This is a genomic window from Flavobacterium sp., from assembly GCF_965262375.1.
In the GTDB taxonomy this organism is placed as follows: Bacteria; Bacteroidota; Bacteroidia; order Flavobacteriales; family Flavobacteriaceae; genus Flavobacterium.
In genome coordinates, this window is the sequence record NZ_OZ253527.1 from 2,171,931 (window position 1) to 2,187,213 (window position 15,283).

The following is a 15,283-nucleotide window of genomic DNA, read 5'->3' on the forward strand; positions in this document are numbered from 1 at the left end:
CTTCAAAATAATTACCCTAACCAACCTTCACGGTCTAAGCTTCTGTATTGTATGGCTTCAGCAATATGATGCGATTGTACACTCTCTGAATTTTCTAAATCAGCAATAGTTCTTGAAACTTTCAAAATTCGGTCGTAAGCTCGTGCGGATAAATTTAATTTTTCCATCGCTGTTTTTATAAGTGCTAAAGAAGTTGCATCTAAGGCGCAATACTCTCTAATTTGTTTTGTAGTCATTTGCGCATTATAATGAATATGATTAAAGCTTTCAAATCGATTGGTTTGAAGTGCTCTAGCTTTGCTAACTCTTTTTCTAATTTCCAAGCTACTTTCTGCCGGTTTGTTTTCTGTTAATTTTTCAAAAGGGACTGGATTTACCTCTATGTGAATATCTATACGGTCTAATAGGGGACCTGAAATTTTGCTTAAATATTTTTGCATTTCATTAGCTGATGAATAAACAGGTGCGTTCGGATCATTGAAATACCCACCAGGACTAGGATTCATACTGGCTACTAGCATAAAAGAGGATGGGTAAGTTATCGTGAATTTAGCTCTTGCAATAGTAACTTCTCGATCTTCAAGAGGTTGCCTCATAACTTCAAGTACTTCTCGTTTAAATTCGGGTAATTCGTCTAAAAAGAGGACACCATTATGAGCAAGAGAAATTTCTCCAGGTTGCGGGTAGCTACCTCCTCCAACTAATGATACGCTTGATGAGGAATGATGTGGAGCTCTAAATGGTCTTTGATTCATTAATCCAGCATCTCTTACTTTGCCGGCAACACTATGAATTTTTGTGGTTTCTAAAGCTTCTTTTAAAGTCATAGGCGGAAGTATGCTTGGGAGTCTTTTGGCTAGCATAGTTTTTCCTGATCCTGGAGGACCTATTAGTATAATGTTGTGCCCGCCTGCGGCCGCAATTTCCATGCATCGCTTTATAGAATCTTGACCTCGTACTTCAGCAAAATCAAATTCTGGAAAATCAAGTGTTTTATAAAACTCTTCACGTGTATTTATAGTAACAGGTTCAAGTTTATTGTCTCCTTCAAAAAAAGCAACAATTTCCTTTACATTATCAATACCATATACATCTAAGCCAGTAACTATAGCCGCTTCATTTGCATTTTGTTTTGGCAAAAAGAAACCTTTAAAACCTTCTTCTCTGGCTTTTATCGCAATAGGTAATGCCCCCTTAATGGGTTGTAAGCTTCCATCTAAGGAAAGTTCACCCATTATAATGTAGTTTTTGATGTCATCAGAATTTATCTGATTTGAAGCGGCTAAAATTCCTACGGCTATTGTTAAGTCGTAGGCAGAACCTTCTTTTCGTAAATCGGCAGGAGCCATGTTTACAATTATTTTTTTTCCAGGAAAATGTAGTTGATTATTTTTTAAAGCAGCTGCTATTCTAAAGCAACTCTCTTTTATAGAGCTATCAGGTAATCCCACTAAATGGTATCCTATTCCTTTTTCTGTATTAACTTCTACAGTTATGGTCGTGGCGTCAACGCCAAAAACGGCGCTTCCAAAAACTTTTACTAACATGGCATGTATGTTTTTTAAGGCTTATATGTAATAAAGTTACTAAAAAAAAGTTTTATGTCTGAAAATCATAGTGTTATTTTTTATTGAATTTAAAAAAAGTAACAGAAATTGATTTTGATTTGTCAAAAAAAGGTAATTTTGAGGTTTAACATCTTTTGAAATGATACCAAAAAAAATACATTTATATTTATTTTTAATTTTTATAGTTCAGGCTAAAGCACAGGTTTTTATACAACGATATGCTGATATTGTCAATCAAGTATCGCAACAAAATGTAAATTCCTCTCTTTCTGAATTTGAAAATCTTGGAGTTAAATATAGAGGGACAACAGCTTTAGAAAATACTTACCAATGGTTAGTAAATAAATATAAAAGTTATGGTTATTTGGATACTCAAATAGCAACAGACACTTATTCCTATTCAGGTGCAACTTGTAAGAATTTAATTGTAACTAAAGTTGGTACTACGTTTCCAAATACTTATGTTATTGTTTGCGGGCATTATGATAGTATCGTAGGAACGGGTACAAATGACAATGGTAGCGGGGTAGCTTCAATTTTGGAAATGGCTAGATTGTTGAAAAACATAAATACAGAATATTCTATTAAATTTATTAATTTCAGTGGCGAAGAAGAAGGGCTTTTTGGAAGTCAACATTATGTTTCTTCGGTGGTTAATAGTACAAACCCTAAAATGGATATTCGAATTGTATTCAATTTAGATGAAGTAGGAGGGGTTTCTGGACTTACAAATGATACCATCACCTGTGAAAGGGATGAAAACAATTCACCATCCACAAATAATGCGTTATCAAACACTTTTACTAACGAGTTGATAACTTGTGTAGGATTGTATTCACCATTAAAAGCGGTATTGTCTTATGCTTATGCTTCTGATTATATGTCTTTTCAATCAAATAATGAAGTGATAACTGGTTTTTTTGAAACAAATGAAACAACTCATAAACACACTGCTACAGATTTGTTAGCTAATATGGATCCTGTTTATAATTACAAAGTAGCTAAAGCAGCAGTGGGAGGTTTACTTCATTTTGCCAAAGCAGATACGTCACTTTCCAATTCTGAATTTACTGAAGCATTACCAATACATTTTTATCCAAATCCAACTGAAACTATTCTGCAAATTAATGCTTCTGAATGGGGAGCAAAGATGTACACTGTTAAAATTTTTGATTTAAATGGGAAAATTGTTTTTGAAAAACATTTTGAATCTCCTAAACTTATCGAATCTATAGATGTATCTAATTTTTCTAAGGGTGTGTATTTGATACAAATGACGATAGCAGATAAGCTGCTGTCTAAAAAAATAGTCTTGCAGTAATTCTTTATGAAATTGAGGTTATAGTTATCGGCTTCATTTTTTTTTGTTAAAGAAAATATCAAGGTATAAAACTTCCTGTTTTTTAAATTTTTTTCAAACTTTCGGGGGATAGTGAAAAAAAAGTTAAAAATTTTTATTGAATTTGATAAATGATTTTAATTTCTGATTTTTGAAAAAAAAATACTCATGAAAAATATTATAAAAATATTTTGTTTTTTGACTGTGTTTTCGCTTTCTGCGCAGATCAAAGTACCTCAAGTAAGTCCTAAATCTGTGATAAACCAAACTATTGGTTTGACAGAAGTGGAAGTCGAATACTGTCGTCCTAGTGCTAAAGGTAGAATTGTATTTGGTGAATTGGTGCCATTTGGTAAAATTTGGCGTGCAGGAGCAAATGCAAATACGACTATTTCGTTTTCAGATGACGTAAATGTAAACGGAGTTACCCTGAAAAAGGGTAAATATGCTTTGTATATTTCTCCTAAAGCTGATGAATGGGAAATCTTTTTTTATTCAGAGACCAATAATTGGGGAACACCTGAAAAATGGGATGAAACTAAAATAGCTTTAAAAACAACTTCAAAAACAGAGCTGATTACTAAACATATAGAAACTTTTGTTATAGGGTTTAATAATTTAGATTTGAATACTGCCAATCTTGAATTGATGTGGGAAAAAACGTTTGTGAACCTTAAAATAGAAGTTCCTACTACTAAGACTGCTGTGGCAAATATTGAAAAGGTTATCAATGGGCCGTCAGCTAGTGATTATTTTACTGCATCACAATATTATTTTAATTCAAATTTAGATTTGAATAAAGCATTGACTTATGTTAACAAGGCTTACGACTTAAATGATAAAAAACCGTATTGGTATACTCGTCTTAAATCACAGATTTTAGCTAAATTAGGTGATTTTAAAGGGGCTATTGAAGTGGCTAAAACATCATTAGAAAGTGCTAAATTGGCTAATAATTCAGATTATATTAAAATGAATGAAGAAAGCATTAAAGAATGGAGTAGGAAATAATTTATTATTAATTCTGTAGTGAAGAGGCTGTTCTAAAAAAATGAACAGCCTCTTTATTGCTTTATAATTCAACCTATTATTGTCGTTGTCTGTTTGAAAAATCAGTAATTAGAAAGGTGCGGGAACTTCTAAGGTAATTTCATCTTTTGAAATAGGATGTGTGAAAGTAATAGATTTTGCATGCAGATGTAATCTATCGCTTTTTATTCCGTAAAGATCATCACCAGTGATGGGAGTGTTTAATCCAAGAGGATGGGAGGCGTGTACGCGTAATTGATGGGTGCGTCCAGTAATTGGGTAGAAATTTACTCTTGTTTTTTGGTTTTCTATGCGTATTTTCTTCCATAATGTTTGCGCTGTTTTACCGTATTCATAACATACAATTTGTCTTGGTCGGTCGTCTAAATCAACACGCAGGGGAAGGTCAATAGTGCCTGATTCGGTTTCAATTACACCATCAAGTAATGCCTCGTAACATTTTTTAATTTTACGTGTTATGAATTGATGTTGAATGTCCTTGTAAGCAGCATCGTTTTTAGCAAGCAACATGATACCTGATGTAGACATATCTAATCGATGAATGATAAGTGGTCCAGTAGCCTCAGGGTATTTTTGTTTGATGCGTTCGTAAACAGAATCAGTGACTAATTTACCAGGAACAGATAAAAACTCTGCAGGTTTATTAATAGCTAACATGATTTCATCCTCATAAATAATTTCAATTTCTTTACCTATTGCTGTGTTTTCCTGAAAAGGGTTCTTTTCTATTTGAAGGCCCTTTAACATATGTCCAAGTAAAATAGGTTCGCATTTTCCTTTACAAGCGGGATAAAATTGTTGATGTTTTCTAATTTCACTTTTTGGAGATTGTCCCCACCAAAATTCAGCCATACAAATTGGTTTAAGTTGGTGTTTAAAAGCGTAATGAAGTAGTTTTGGGGCGCAACATTCCCCAGCTCCTGCGGGTGGGTTATTGTTGAAGATTTCGCCTATACTTTTAGTTTCTCCATATTGGTTTAAAAAGGCATAGGAAGCAAACAGACGTTGCTGAGTTTGTGCAGAAAGTTGTTTTCTTTTTTCTTTTAAGATAGTTATTTGTGTTTCAAAGGCATCGAGTTCAAATTGTGCTTCTACTTTTTTGAAATTCCAATATTTGGTCATTTTTTTTAATAAAATAGCCTCTTGTTTGCTTTGTTCGCTTAAATTTTGATTTAAAATTTCAAATTCTTCTTGAGATTTTTCTTTAATAGCTTTTTCTCTTATTGCTTCTCTAGCTTTCTTTTGTTCTTTTATATGTAACTTCTGCTTGCAAATATCTTGCTCTGCATTTTCAATGACCGCAAGTAGTTTTTCTTTTGCATTTAAATAATCTAATGCTTGTTCAGCTTGTTTTATAGTATAATTTAATTGATTTATTTTAGCTTCCTCTGATTTGTAAAAACTGTTTTCATCTAACATATCATAAACCGTTGGAACAAAATGTGTAAGTTGGTTTTGTTCTGCTAATTTGCCTGAGAACGCCCATAAATAGCCTATTTCACCTTTAGGATTTTTGCAAACCAGTACTCCGAACATTTTTCCAATTACTAAGCCATTTTGCTGAGGTAGTAAGCCAAAGTTGTGTTCAAAATCACTTTGTGTATTTAGGTAATTTTGCAATTCCTCACTCGCTAAAATACTTAGTTGATGTGGTTCGTAATAAAAAGGGAAAGTGAATTTTTTGGGTAATGAAATACCTGAAATGTCATTTTTGAATGTTTGAAAAAGACTCATGTAGTAGTATTTCTAAGAATTTTGGTTAAAACAAAAAACCCTTGAAAAATCAAGGGTTTTTGTGATCCAATCAGGATTCGAACCTGAGACCTACTGCTTAGAAGGCAGTTGCTCTATCCAGCTGAGCTATTGGACCTTTTCGTTTTTGTCGGGGTGGCAGGATTCGAACCTGCGACCTCCTGGTCCCAAACCAGGCGCGATGACCGGGCTACGCTACACCCCGAAAACTTAGTCAAAAAAAAGCGGAGAGACAGGGATTCGAACCCTGGCATCGGTTACCCGATGACAGATTAGCAATCTGCTCCGTTACCACTCCGGCACCTCTCCTTTATTTTGTTAGAACGTTTTCTCTGTTTTGAGATTGCAAATATAGCGCTATAAAAGGCAAAAACAAGGGTTTCTAATATTTTTTTTGAAAAAAAATGCCTGTTAAATCGTAGGTTGTTGGTTTTGAAATGATTACTTTTTTTATTTTTTTGTATTAGTCAGGTTTGAGGGGTATTGCTTATGAATGTTAAAGTTTGCGGTTTGTTTGTGGTTGTAACTATGTTATAATCTTTTGAAAATTCGTTAGAAATTGTTTTATATTATTCTTAAATTTGCCCATATTTTACTTTAGCGAGTTTTTTTTTTGAATTTGTTAGGGATAAAATCTACTAAAAACACAAATTAATTATCAATTATGAAAAAAGTTGTTATTGTATCGGCTGCAAGAACCCCTATAGGAAGTTTCATGGGAGCGTTATCAAATGTAGCTGCTCCACAATTAGGAGCTGTAGCTATTAAAGGTGCATTAAATAAAATTAACCTTGATCCTAGCTTGGTTGATGAAGTATATATGGGTAATGTGGTTCAGGCTGGAGTAGGGCAGGCACCAGCAAGACAGGCTGCTTTATTTGCAGGATTGTCTAACGAAGTGGCTTGTACTACTGTGAATAAAGTTTGTGCGTCAGGTATGAAAGCTGTAATGATGGGGGCGCAAGCGATTATGTGTGGTGATGCTGAAGTTGTTGTAGCAGGAGGTATGGAAAATATGTCTTTAATTCCGCATTATGTGCATATGCGTAACGGAGTTAAATTTGGACCAGCGACTATGCTTGATGGTATGCAAAAAGATGGTTTGACAGACGCTTATGATAATAATGCTATGGGCGTTTGTGCAGATTTGTGTGCAACTGAATACAATATTTCAAGAGAAGCGCAAGATGCTTTCGCAATTCAATCGTACGAAAGATCTGCAGCGGCTTGGAATGCAGGTAAATTTGACGGAGAGATTGTTCCTGTAACTATTCCTCAGCGTAAAGGAGACCCAATTGTGGTTGCTAAAGATGAAGAATTTACTAATGTGAAGTTAGATAAAATTCCAGCATTGAATCCTGTGTTTACAAAAGATGGAACAGTAACTGCGGCTAACGCTTCTACAATCAATGATGGTGCTGCTGCTTTAATATTAATGAGTGAAGAAAAAGCAATTGCTTTAGGTTTAAAACCATTAGCTTATATTAAAGGGTATGCAGATGCTGCACAAGAACCTAAATGGTTTACTACAGCACCTGCAAAAGCTTTACCTAAAGCTCTTGATAAAGCTGGGGTGAGTTTAGAAGAAGTTGATTATTTCGAATTTAATGAGGCTTTTTCAGTGGTTGGTCTGGCAAATGCTAAGATTTTAGGGTTAGCGAATGACAAAGTCAATGTTAATGGAGGAGCTGTTTCGTTAGGGCATCCTCTAGGATGTTCAGGGGCTAGAATTATAGTTACTTTAATGAGTGTTTTAGAGCAAAATAATGCTAAGTTAGGTGCGGCTGCTATTTGTAATGGTGGTGGTGGAGCTTCAGCAATTGTTATTGAAAGAGCTTAAATATAAAAATATATGTTTGGACTTTGTAATCTAGCTAATATTCCTTTGCGTTTAGAGCCGAGTGATCGTAGTGAACTGGTTTCGCAAGTGTTGTTTGGTGAGCATTTTGTCGTGACTGAACAACAACCAAAATGGGTTAAAATTAAATTAGCCTATGATGATTATGAAGGTTGGATTGATGTAAAACAATATAAGGAGATTACCGAGGTTCAGTATAATTTTTTAAGTGAAAATGAAATTGCTTTAAATGCTGATCTTATAGAGTATATAACTTCCCCAGATAATATTTTGATGCCCATTCCTTTAGGAGCTTCTTTGAGTTTTTTGGATAATAATGCTATTAATGTAGAAAATTTACACTTTGAGGGTGTTAAGGTTTCTGGTGTGAAATCGAAATCAGAGTTAATCAGTACAGCATTTATGTATCTACACGCTCCTTATTTATGGGGTGGAAAAACTCCTTTCGGAATAGATTGCTCGGGTTTTACTCAGATGGTTTATAAATTAAATGGATATAAATTATTGCGTGACGCGTCGCAACAAGCTACTCAGGGAGAAGCACTAAGTTTTATAGAGGAGAGTGAACCTGGTGATTTAGCTTTTTTTGATAATGAGGAAGGGAATATTATTCATGTAGGTATTATTATGGAAAATAATTATATCATTCATGCTACTGGAAAAGTTAGAATTGACCGTTTGGATCATTTAGGGATTTATAATGCAGAACTTAATAGGCATACGCATAAGCTTAGAGTAATTAAAAAGATTATCGATTAAAAGGTAGACCTCCATTTTATGGAGGTTTTTTTTGTTTCATATTTAGGGTTTATTTTAAAAATGATGGTTTAGTTTAATTTTTTATTTTGTTAAATAGATTGATTTTGTTGGAATTAGCCGCTCGACTTGAAAATATGGGCGAGTTGGTTATATGGTTTTTGTTTTATATTTAAAGGATTATTAGTTTATGTTAGGTGGAGGTTAGCTTTTAATGTAAGTTTTATTTTGTTTGAGGTGTTTTGTGTTTGATTATGGGGAATTTTAAGAAAAAAAATGTTTTATAGAGTTTTTAAACAGGAGCTATTTTGTGTTGATTGATGTAAAGCTAATGTAAAGTTGGTTTTTGAATTATGTTTTGGTAAATCATGTTTTTGTTGAAAAATAATTAAAAATAGCAATGTTAGATCTGTATTTGATGAAATATTGATAACGAAATAGATTAAATGAAGGTTAAGCTTTTGTAAATGTGTTTTTTGTTTCAATTGTAATATTACCTTTGTCATGCAAATATGAAAAACAACAAATTAAATTTTAAAATCATGAAAAAATTTTTAAACATCTTGGTAATTGCTTTAGGTTTATTGACTAGTGAATTTGCAAATGCAAAAAATGTAAATACAATTGAAGAAGATTTGCCAAAGGCTACGAAAGTGGTAAATGAAATTACTAAAGAGGCATTGAAAGATATTGCAATTGATAAAGAAACTGTAGTTTATGTTACTTTTACAGTAAATACTGATAACGAAATGGCAATTTTAAATGTTCGAACTACAGATAAAAATATTAAGCAAATTGTTAAAAATGCATTGAATTCAAGAGTTGTTGAGGATGCAGGGTTGACAGTTGGTAAACCATATACGATGAGTATTCGTTTAAAGCAGTAGGGTTGGGTTAAACAAGTGCTGTTGTGTAGGAAAGCTGTCTTTATAAGGCAGCTTTTTTTGCTTTATATAATTTAACTTTGAAATGATAGATATCCAATTGTCTTTTAAATAATATTTTTTACAATTCTGAAAACAAATTTTAAAGATTGTCTACTTGAGAGGGGGGCGGATAATGAGTTGTCGTTTTAAAAGAGAATATTCAGGATTAAAATCGTATTAATCCGTATTTGGCTTGACTCTTGTTTATTGTTGTTGTTTAATAAAAAAAAGCACCCCAATGGAGTGCTTAGAAGTGGGCGATAAGGGATTCGAACCCCTGACCCCCTCGGTGTAAACGAGGTGCTCTGAACCAGCTGAGCTAATCGCCCGATAAAATTTTGAACGTTTGAAACTTTTGAGTTTTTGTAGTGGGCGATAAGGGATTCGAACCCCTGACCCCCTCGGTGTAAACGAGGTGCTCTGAACCAGCTGAGCTAATCGCCCGATAAATTTTTGAACGTTTGAAACTTTTAAGTTTCTGTAGTGGGCGATAAGGGATTCGAACCCCTGACCCCCTCGGTGTAAACGAGGTGCTCTGAACCAGCTGAGCTAATCGCCCGATAAAATTTTGAACGTTTGAAACTTTTAAGTTTCTGTAGTGGGCGATAAGGGATTCGAACCCCTGACCCCCTCGGTGTAAACGAGGTGCTCTGAACCAGCTGAGCTAATCGCCCGATAAATTTTTGAACGTTTGAAACTTTTAAGTTTCTGTAGTGGGCGATAAGGGATTCGAACCCCTGACCCCCTCGGTGTAAACGAGGTGCTCTGAACCAGCTGAGCTAATCGCCCGATAAATTTTTGAACGTTTGAAACTTTTAAGTTTCTGTAGTGGGCGATAAGGGATTCGAACCCCTGACCCCCTCGGTGTAAACGAGGTGCTCTGAACCAGCTGAGCTAATCGCCCGATAAAATTTTGAACGTTTGAAACTTTTAAGTTTCTGTAGTGGGCGATAAGGGATTCGAACCCCTGACCCCCTCGGTGTAAACGAGGTGCTCTGAACCAGCTGAGCTAATCGCCCGATAAAATTTTGAACGTTTGAAACTTTTAAGTTTCTGTAGTGGGCGATAAGGGATTCGAACCCCTGACCCCCTCGGTGTAAACGAGGTGCTCTGAACCAGCTGAGCTAATCGCCCAATAAACAAGAAGCGTGTCTTCCGTTATTGTGGGTGCAAATATAGGACAGTTTTTTGTTTTTTCAAGAAAAAATTAAAAAAAATCACACAATTTCTGCAACCACAAAGGTACTACCACCTATATAAATCAAATCGTTTGCATTGGCTTTGTTCAATGCTAGTTTATAAGCTTCTGAAACAGAATTAGATATTTCGTTATGGGTCAATCCATACTGTTCTGCTTTTGCTTTTAATGCTGTTGCTTCTAATCCTCTTGGTACATTAGGTTTTGTGAAAATATAGTGCGCATTTTTTGGAAATAATGGTAAAATGTCATCCAAATCTTTATCGTTAACCACGCCTAAAACAAAAAAAAGCTTTTCATACTTCTGTTTTTGGAGTTGATTTAGAACAATTTTCAGTCCATGACTATTATGTGCGGTATCACAAATTGCTCTTGGTGTCTCATTAATTTGTTGCCATCTACCTAACAACCCCGTGTTGTTTACTACATTCAAAAGACCTGTTTTTAAGTTTTCCTCCGTGATTTGAAAGTGATTTTCCAATATACTTACGGTTTGAATGACTGTTTTCTTATTATGACTTTGGTAGTCACCTAATAAACCACATGGATAATCTATAGTAACGCTATCAGATGCCCAGTGAATAGGCGATTGGTTGGTTTCTGCTATTTGAGTAAATACTTTTTTTGTTTCAGGAGTATATTCTCCTATTATCACAGGTATTGTGGGTTTTATGATTCCTGCTTTTTCTGTAGCAATACTCTCTAGAGTATTTCCAAGAAATTGAGTATGGTCAAAACCTATGTTAGTTATTACGGATACCAATGGAGTAATGATGTTAGTTGAATCCAATCGTCCACCCATGCCAACTTCTATAACGGCTACGTCAACTTTTTCTTTTGCGAAATATTCAAAAGCTAAACCTACGGTCATTTCAAAAAAGCTCAGATTATTTTCTTCAAAGAATGATTTGTTTTGCTCTATAAAAGAAACTACAAAATCTTCCGAGATCATGACGCCATTGATTTTTATGCGTTCTCGAAAATCTTTCAAATGCGGTGATGTATACAAGCCAACTTTATATCCTGCTTCTTGTAGTACTGAAGCAAGCATTGAAGAAGTTGATCCTTTGCCATTGGTTCCTGCTATATGAATGGTTTTTATCTTTGTTTCTGGATTTCCTAAATGATTTGCTAATAAAATAGTGTTGGTCAAATCTTTTTTATAAGCTGAAGCGCCTTGTTGTTGATACATAGGCAACTGAGCGAACATCCATTGGGTAGTTTCGTGGTAATTCATGGCTTTCTTTTTTAAAGTAAAATTGAAATGCTAAAAAATGTTTCTAATTTTTTCTAAAATAAAAAGTAAAAATTTTAGTTTTATAATTAGAGATTATATCTTTAATGCAAAATTGAAATAAATTTTAAAATAAATAAAGTTTAATTGCCCATGATTGGATTTTTATTACAAACCCAACAAGCTACTGATACGGTAGCACAAGCTACAGGTGCTGTGGTAGAAAATATTGCTACAACCAAAGAAATTTCTGTATTCGAATTTATTTTTAAAGGCGGTTTCTTTTTAATTCCTATTGCTGCCTTACTGTTTTATACCATTTATGTGATTGTTGAGCGCTATTTTTATATTAAAAAAGCTACTAAACATGATCCTCATTTGTTAAAAGACATACGTACGCATTTGAATAATGGAAATATAGATTTAGCAATTACAGCAACTGAGCGTGATGGAGCTGCTTCTGCTAATGTAATTCAGGAAGGTATAAGAACCATTGGTCGTCCTATTGCTGAAATAGAATCGAACATGGAAAAAGTTGCCAATATTGAAATAGGTGAAATGGAAAAGAAATTAGCCACTCTGGGGTTAATTGCTGGTATTGCGCCAACTTTAGGTTTTATCGGAACAATTTCAGGAGTTATTAAAATTTTTTATAGCATATCAGTTACTGAAAATATTAGCATAGGTAATATTTCAGGAGGTTTATATGAAAAAATGATTAGTAGTGGTGCCGGTTTGATAGTGGGGATTATAGCATATTCAGCCTATCATTTATACAATAGTATGATTGATAATTACTCCTTAAACATGCAACGTCACGTATTAGAATTCGTTAACATAATTCAGAGACCCAATGCCGATTCGAAGAAATAAGCGTTTTGAAGCCGAAGTGGCTACAAGTTCATTAAGCGATATCATGTTTTTCTTGTTGTTGTTTTTTCTTATTATTTCAACCTTGGCAAATCCTAATGTGATTAAAATGACCTTGCCTAGTTCTAAAAATAATGAAAAAACGAATAAACAGCTGGTTAGTTTGTCTGTAACCGAAGAGAAAAGGTATTATATAGACAAGCAGGAAGTTGCATTTGAAAATTTAGAGCAACAACTTTTAACTAAAATAGGCACGAATAAAGAGCAAGCGGTGGTAGTTCGTATTCCTTATAATTTGCAAGTTCAGGATTTAGTGGACGTTTTACAGATAGGAGTGAAAAACAAGTTGAAATTTGTAATTGCTACTAATGCGTCTAAATGATAAATTAGTTTGTACTTATTTGGATTACATCATAAAAGAGTAGCTATTCTGCCATTTATTTTTTAAGCCACGAATTACACAAATTTGCACAAATTCTTCACCATAATGTAACCGAATGGAAAACGTTTTATTTAAATAAGTATAAATAATCGAGCTTTTGTACGGATCAGAATTAGTGTAATTTAAACGTAAGCTTATTTTCAATATAATAATTCGTACAAATTTGTGTAATTCGTGGCAAAAGAGAATGAGTATTTGTAGGCTGAATAGTTATAAGCCTTTAAAAACAAGTTTACTTGATCTTTAAAGGCTTTTTTTATTTCTTCAATTCAAAGTAACGATTAGGATAGTCTGTGATTAATCCGTCTACTCCTAAAGTGATCACACTTTGCATGTCTTCAATGGAATTTACTGTCCATGGAATGACTTTAATTTTTTTGTGGTGTAAATCATTCACTATTTCTTTAGTTAGCAAGTGAAAGTCTGGACTATATACTTTAGGTGCATAACCTAGGTTTTTCAAATTTTGTAAATAGTTTTCTTTGTTTTCTACTAAAAGAATAGTCTTAATTCCTCTGTAATTATGGTGTAGATATTTGAGTGTTCGTGTATCGAAAGATTGGATAAATGTTTTGCTAAGAATTTTCTTTTCTTTGAGTACTGCCATTAATTTATCAACAAACTCCTTAGGTTCAGGATGAAAAATACGATCGCCCTCTGGGGTAGTTTTGGTTTCAATGTTGTAAAATAATTTTCTGTTGGGGTATTTTTCTTTCAAATAGCGCTCTACGGTATCAATAACCTCTGTCAGTAGGGGTTTATATGTTTTTATTTTTTGCTGTTCTAAAAATCTAGGATGTATTTTACTTCCACAGTCACAAGCTTTGATTTCGTTGTAATTCATTTGGTATAAATTGTACGATTGTTCTGTAGCTTCTGTAATTTCTTTGTTGGTATAATCCAAGCAAATTTCATGGGACAAAAATGGTTCATGGGATACTACTACTTTTCCGTCTTTTGAAATAACAACATCCATTTCTAAGGTTGTGACCCCAATATCAATGGCTTTTTTCATAGCTTCAATAGTGTTTTCTGGGAGTAAACCACGACAACCACGATGTCCTTGTAAATCAAATTGTTGGGCCATGCCCAATAGAGGCAATAGGAGTAAAGCTATTTTTTTCATAATAATTGGATGTTGTTGACTTGTTGGCGTTATATTTTCTTCAGTGCTTCAATAGCTAAGTCTATATCTTCAAAAGTATTGTACTTAGATAGTGAAATGCGAATGTTTGGTCTTTTTAAGAGTTCATTCGCTATGAAAGTTTCTAGTACATGCGAAGGCTTAGAACTGCCTGATTGGCAAGCGCTGCCTCTTGAAATGGCAATACCATGCATATCCATCAGAAATACGATCATTCCAGCTTTACTTTCATCAAAAGGTAAAATGACATTTACGATGTTATGTTGCGTGTTTTCTGGATTTCCTGCGAAATGACAATCTGGGAAGTTAGATTTAATTTTTTCGAGCAAATAGTTTTTTAAATCACGGATATGTGTTTTATCAATTTCATGGTTGGCGACAGTAATTTCCAGCGCTTTTGCCATTCCAGCGATATTGTGTAAGCTTTCCGTCCCAGCTCGAACTCCTTTTTCTTGCTCTCCTCCAAAAATAAGGGGTTGTAAAATGATGTTTTTGCGAATAAAAGCGAAACCAACTCCTTTAGGGCCGTGAAATTTATGGGCACTTGCTACCAGGAAATCGATAGGCAAATGAGTTAGGTCAATTTTGGTTTTTCCAATGCCTTGAACTGCATCTGTATGAAATAGAGCGTTAGTATTTTTACACAATTGAACTACTTTTTCCAAATTTAAAACGGTACCAATTTCGTTGTTTACTTGCATTAAACTCACTAAGGTTTTACCGTTTTGGCTTAGTAGTTCTTCAAGATCGCTGTAGTCTATGGTGCCATCAGGTTTTATGGCTACATAGTCTACTTTTAAATCATGGGTGGTTTGCAAAATTTCAACGGTATGTAATACAGCATGATGCTCCATTTTACTGGTAATAATTCGCTGTATGCCTAAGTTTTTTACGGCAGATTGCAAAATCAAATTGTTTGCTTCTGTAGCGCAAGAAGTAAATATAATTTCATGTGCATTGCAATTGATAATTTTAGCAATACTTTTTCTAGATAATTCCAGTATGTTTTTAGCCTCTCTGCCAATAGCGTGGGAAGATGAAGGATTGCCGTAGGTTTCGGTAAGTACTTTAGTCATTTCTGTAATGACTTCAGGGTATATTTGAGTCGTGGATGCGTTATCGAGATAAACTTTTTTCATTGTAATG

The 15,283-nt window shown here is 34.1% G+C and carries 12 protein-coding genes and 11 tRNA genes; 7 read left to right on the top strand and 16 right to left on the bottom strand.

Annotation, left to right across the window (positions count from 1 at the left end; translation table 11 throughout):
• Positions 1 to 11: 11 nt before the first annotated feature.
• Positions 12 to 1,547: a YifB family Mg chelatase-like AAA ATPase gene (locus ACQY29_RS10115; RefSeq protein ID WP_428225073.1), complete on the bottom strand. Its 1,536-nt coding sequence runs from the start codon at positions 1,545 to 1,547 to the stop codon at positions 12 to 14.
• A gap of 160 nt (positions 1,548 to 1,707) precedes the next feature.
• On the opposite strand from ACQY29_RS10115, the gene ACQY29_RS10120 reads away from it, so the two are divergent.
• Together ACQY29_RS10120 and ACQY29_RS10125 are read left to right on the top strand one after the other, a co-directional pair.
• Positions 1,708 to 2,889: a M28 family peptidase gene (locus ACQY29_RS10120; protein WP_428225074.1), complete on the top strand. Its 1,182-nt coding sequence runs from the start codon at positions 1,708 to 1,710 to the stop codon at positions 2,887 to 2,889.
• 186 nt (positions 2,890 to 3,075) lie between these two features.
• Positions 3,076 to 3,918 carry a DUF2911 domain-containing protein gene (locus ACQY29_RS10125; protein WP_428225075.1) on the top strand — a complete coding sequence of 281 codons (843 nt, stop codon included), beginning with the start codon at positions 3,076 to 3,078 and terminating at the stop codon, positions 3,916 to 3,918.
• 108 nt (positions 3,919 to 4,026) lie between these two features.
• On the opposite strand, the gene ACQY29_RS10130 is transcribed toward ACQY29_RS10125, so the two are convergent.
• The 4 genes from ACQY29_RS10130 to ACQY29_RS10145 form a co-directional block, all read right to left on the bottom strand.
• A complete protein-coding gene (locus tag ACQY29_RS10130) occupies positions 4,027 to 5,691 on the bottom strand; it encodes a pseudouridine synthase (protein ID WP_428225076.1) in 1,665 nt (554 codons plus the stop codon).
• A gap of 62 nt (positions 5,692 to 5,753) precedes the next feature.
• A tRNA-Arg gene (locus ACQY29_RS10135) sits at positions 5,754 to 5,827 on the bottom strand.
• Between the two features lie 12 nt (positions 5,828 to 5,839).
• Positions 5,840 to 5,914: transfer RNA gene (locus ACQY29_RS10140), tRNA-Pro, on the bottom strand.
• A gap of 20 nt (positions 5,915 to 5,934) precedes the next feature.
• A tRNA-Ser gene (locus ACQY29_RS10145) sits at positions 5,935 to 6,018 on the bottom strand.
• A gap of 352 nt (positions 6,019 to 6,370) precedes the next feature.
• Between ACQY29_RS10145 and ACQY29_RS10150 the strand changes: the two genes are divergently transcribed.
• The 3 genes from ACQY29_RS10150 (at position 6,371) to ACQY29_RS10160 (ending at position 9,210) form a co-directional block, all read left to right on the top strand.
• Positions 6,371 to 7,549 carry an acetyl-CoA C-acyltransferase gene (locus ACQY29_RS10150; protein ID WP_428225905.1) on the top strand — a complete coding sequence of 393 codons (1,179 nt, stop codon included), beginning with the start codon at positions 6,371 to 6,373 and terminating at the stop codon, positions 7,547 to 7,549.
• Positions 7,550 to 7,561: 12 nt separating this feature from the next.
• Positions 7,562 to 8,326 carry an NlpC/P60 family protein gene (locus ACQY29_RS10155; protein WP_428225077.1) on the top strand — a complete coding sequence of 255 codons (765 nt, stop codon included), beginning with the start codon at positions 7,562 to 7,564 and terminating at the stop codon, positions 8,324 to 8,326.
• Between the two features lie 539 nt (positions 8,327 to 8,865).
• Complete coding sequence (locus ACQY29_RS10160; protein ID WP_428225078.1) at positions 8,866 to 9,210, top strand: hypothetical protein; 345 nt, start codon at positions 8,866 to 8,868, stop codon at positions 9,208 to 9,210.
• A gap of 293 nt (positions 9,211 to 9,503) precedes the next feature.
• On the opposite strand, the gene ACQY29_RS10165 is transcribed toward ACQY29_RS10160, so the two are convergent.
• The 9 genes from ACQY29_RS10165 to ACQY29_RS10205 all read right to left on the bottom strand — a co-directional run bounded on the left by ACQY29_RS10165 (position 9,504) and on the right by ACQY29_RS10205 (position 11,684).
• Positions 9,504 to 9,578, bottom strand: a tRNA-Val gene (locus ACQY29_RS10165).
• Positions 9,579 to 9,618: 40 nt separating this feature from the next.
• Positions 9,619 to 9,693 (bottom strand) — tRNA-Val (locus ACQY29_RS10170).
• Between the two features lie 40 nt (positions 9,694 to 9,733).
• Positions 9,734 to 9,808 (bottom strand) — tRNA-Val (locus tag ACQY29_RS10175).
• A 40-nt stretch (positions 9,809 to 9,848) separates the two neighbouring features.
• A tRNA-Val gene (locus tag ACQY29_RS10180) sits at positions 9,849 to 9,923 on the bottom strand.
• A 40-nt stretch (positions 9,924 to 9,963) separates the two neighbouring features.
• Positions 9,964 to 10,038: transfer RNA gene (locus ACQY29_RS10185), tRNA-Val, on the bottom strand.
• 40 nt (positions 10,039 to 10,078) lie between these two features.
• A tRNA-Val gene (locus ACQY29_RS10190) sits at positions 10,079 to 10,153 on the bottom strand.
• A gap of 40 nt (positions 10,154 to 10,193) precedes the next feature.
• Positions 10,194 to 10,268 (bottom strand) — tRNA-Val (locus ACQY29_RS10195).
• A gap of 40 nt (positions 10,269 to 10,308) precedes the next feature.
• Positions 10,309 to 10,383 (bottom strand) — tRNA-Val (locus tag ACQY29_RS10200).
• 83 nt (positions 10,384 to 10,466) lie between these two features.
• Positions 10,467 to 11,684, bottom strand: coding sequence for a bifunctional folylpolyglutamate synthase/dihydrofolate synthase (locus ACQY29_RS10205; RefSeq protein ID WP_428225079.1), 1,218 nt, complete (start codon positions 11,682 to 11,684; stop codon positions 10,467 to 10,469).
• Between the two features lie 150 nt (positions 11,685 to 11,834).
• Here ACQY29_RS10205 and ACQY29_RS10210 point away from each other — a divergent pair, with 150 nt between their 5' ends.
• Positions 11,835 to 12,554 carry a MotA/TolQ/ExbB proton channel family protein gene (locus ACQY29_RS10210; RefSeq protein WP_428225080.1) on the top strand — a complete coding sequence of 240 codons (720 nt, stop codon included), beginning with the start codon at positions 11,835 to 11,837 and terminating at the stop codon, positions 12,552 to 12,554.
• Entirely contained in the window at positions 12,535 to 12,933 is a 399-nt protein-coding gene (locus tag ACQY29_RS10215; protein WP_428225081.1) for an ExbD/TolR family protein, read from the top strand. The genes ACQY29_RS10210 and ACQY29_RS10215 overlap by 20 nt, the downstream gene beginning before the upstream one ends.
• Before the next feature lie 316 nt (positions 12,934 to 13,249).
• On the opposite strand, the gene ACQY29_RS10220 is transcribed toward ACQY29_RS10215, so the two are convergent.
• Both ACQY29_RS10220 and ACQY29_RS10225 read right to left on the bottom strand, forming a co-directional pair.
• On the bottom strand, positions 13,250 to 14,119 hold the full coding sequence (locus ACQY29_RS10220; protein WP_428225082.1) for a glycerophosphodiester phosphodiesterase: 870 nt from the start codon (positions 14,117 to 14,119) through the stop codon (positions 13,250 to 13,252).
• Between the two features lie 29 nt (positions 14,120 to 14,148).
• Positions 14,149 to 15,276: a cysteine desulfurase family protein gene (locus tag ACQY29_RS10225; protein ID WP_428225083.1), complete on the bottom strand. Its 1,128-nt coding sequence runs from the start codon at positions 15,274 to 15,276 to the stop codon at positions 14,149 to 14,151.
• Between the last annotated feature and the right edge of the window lie 7 nt (positions 15,277 to 15,283).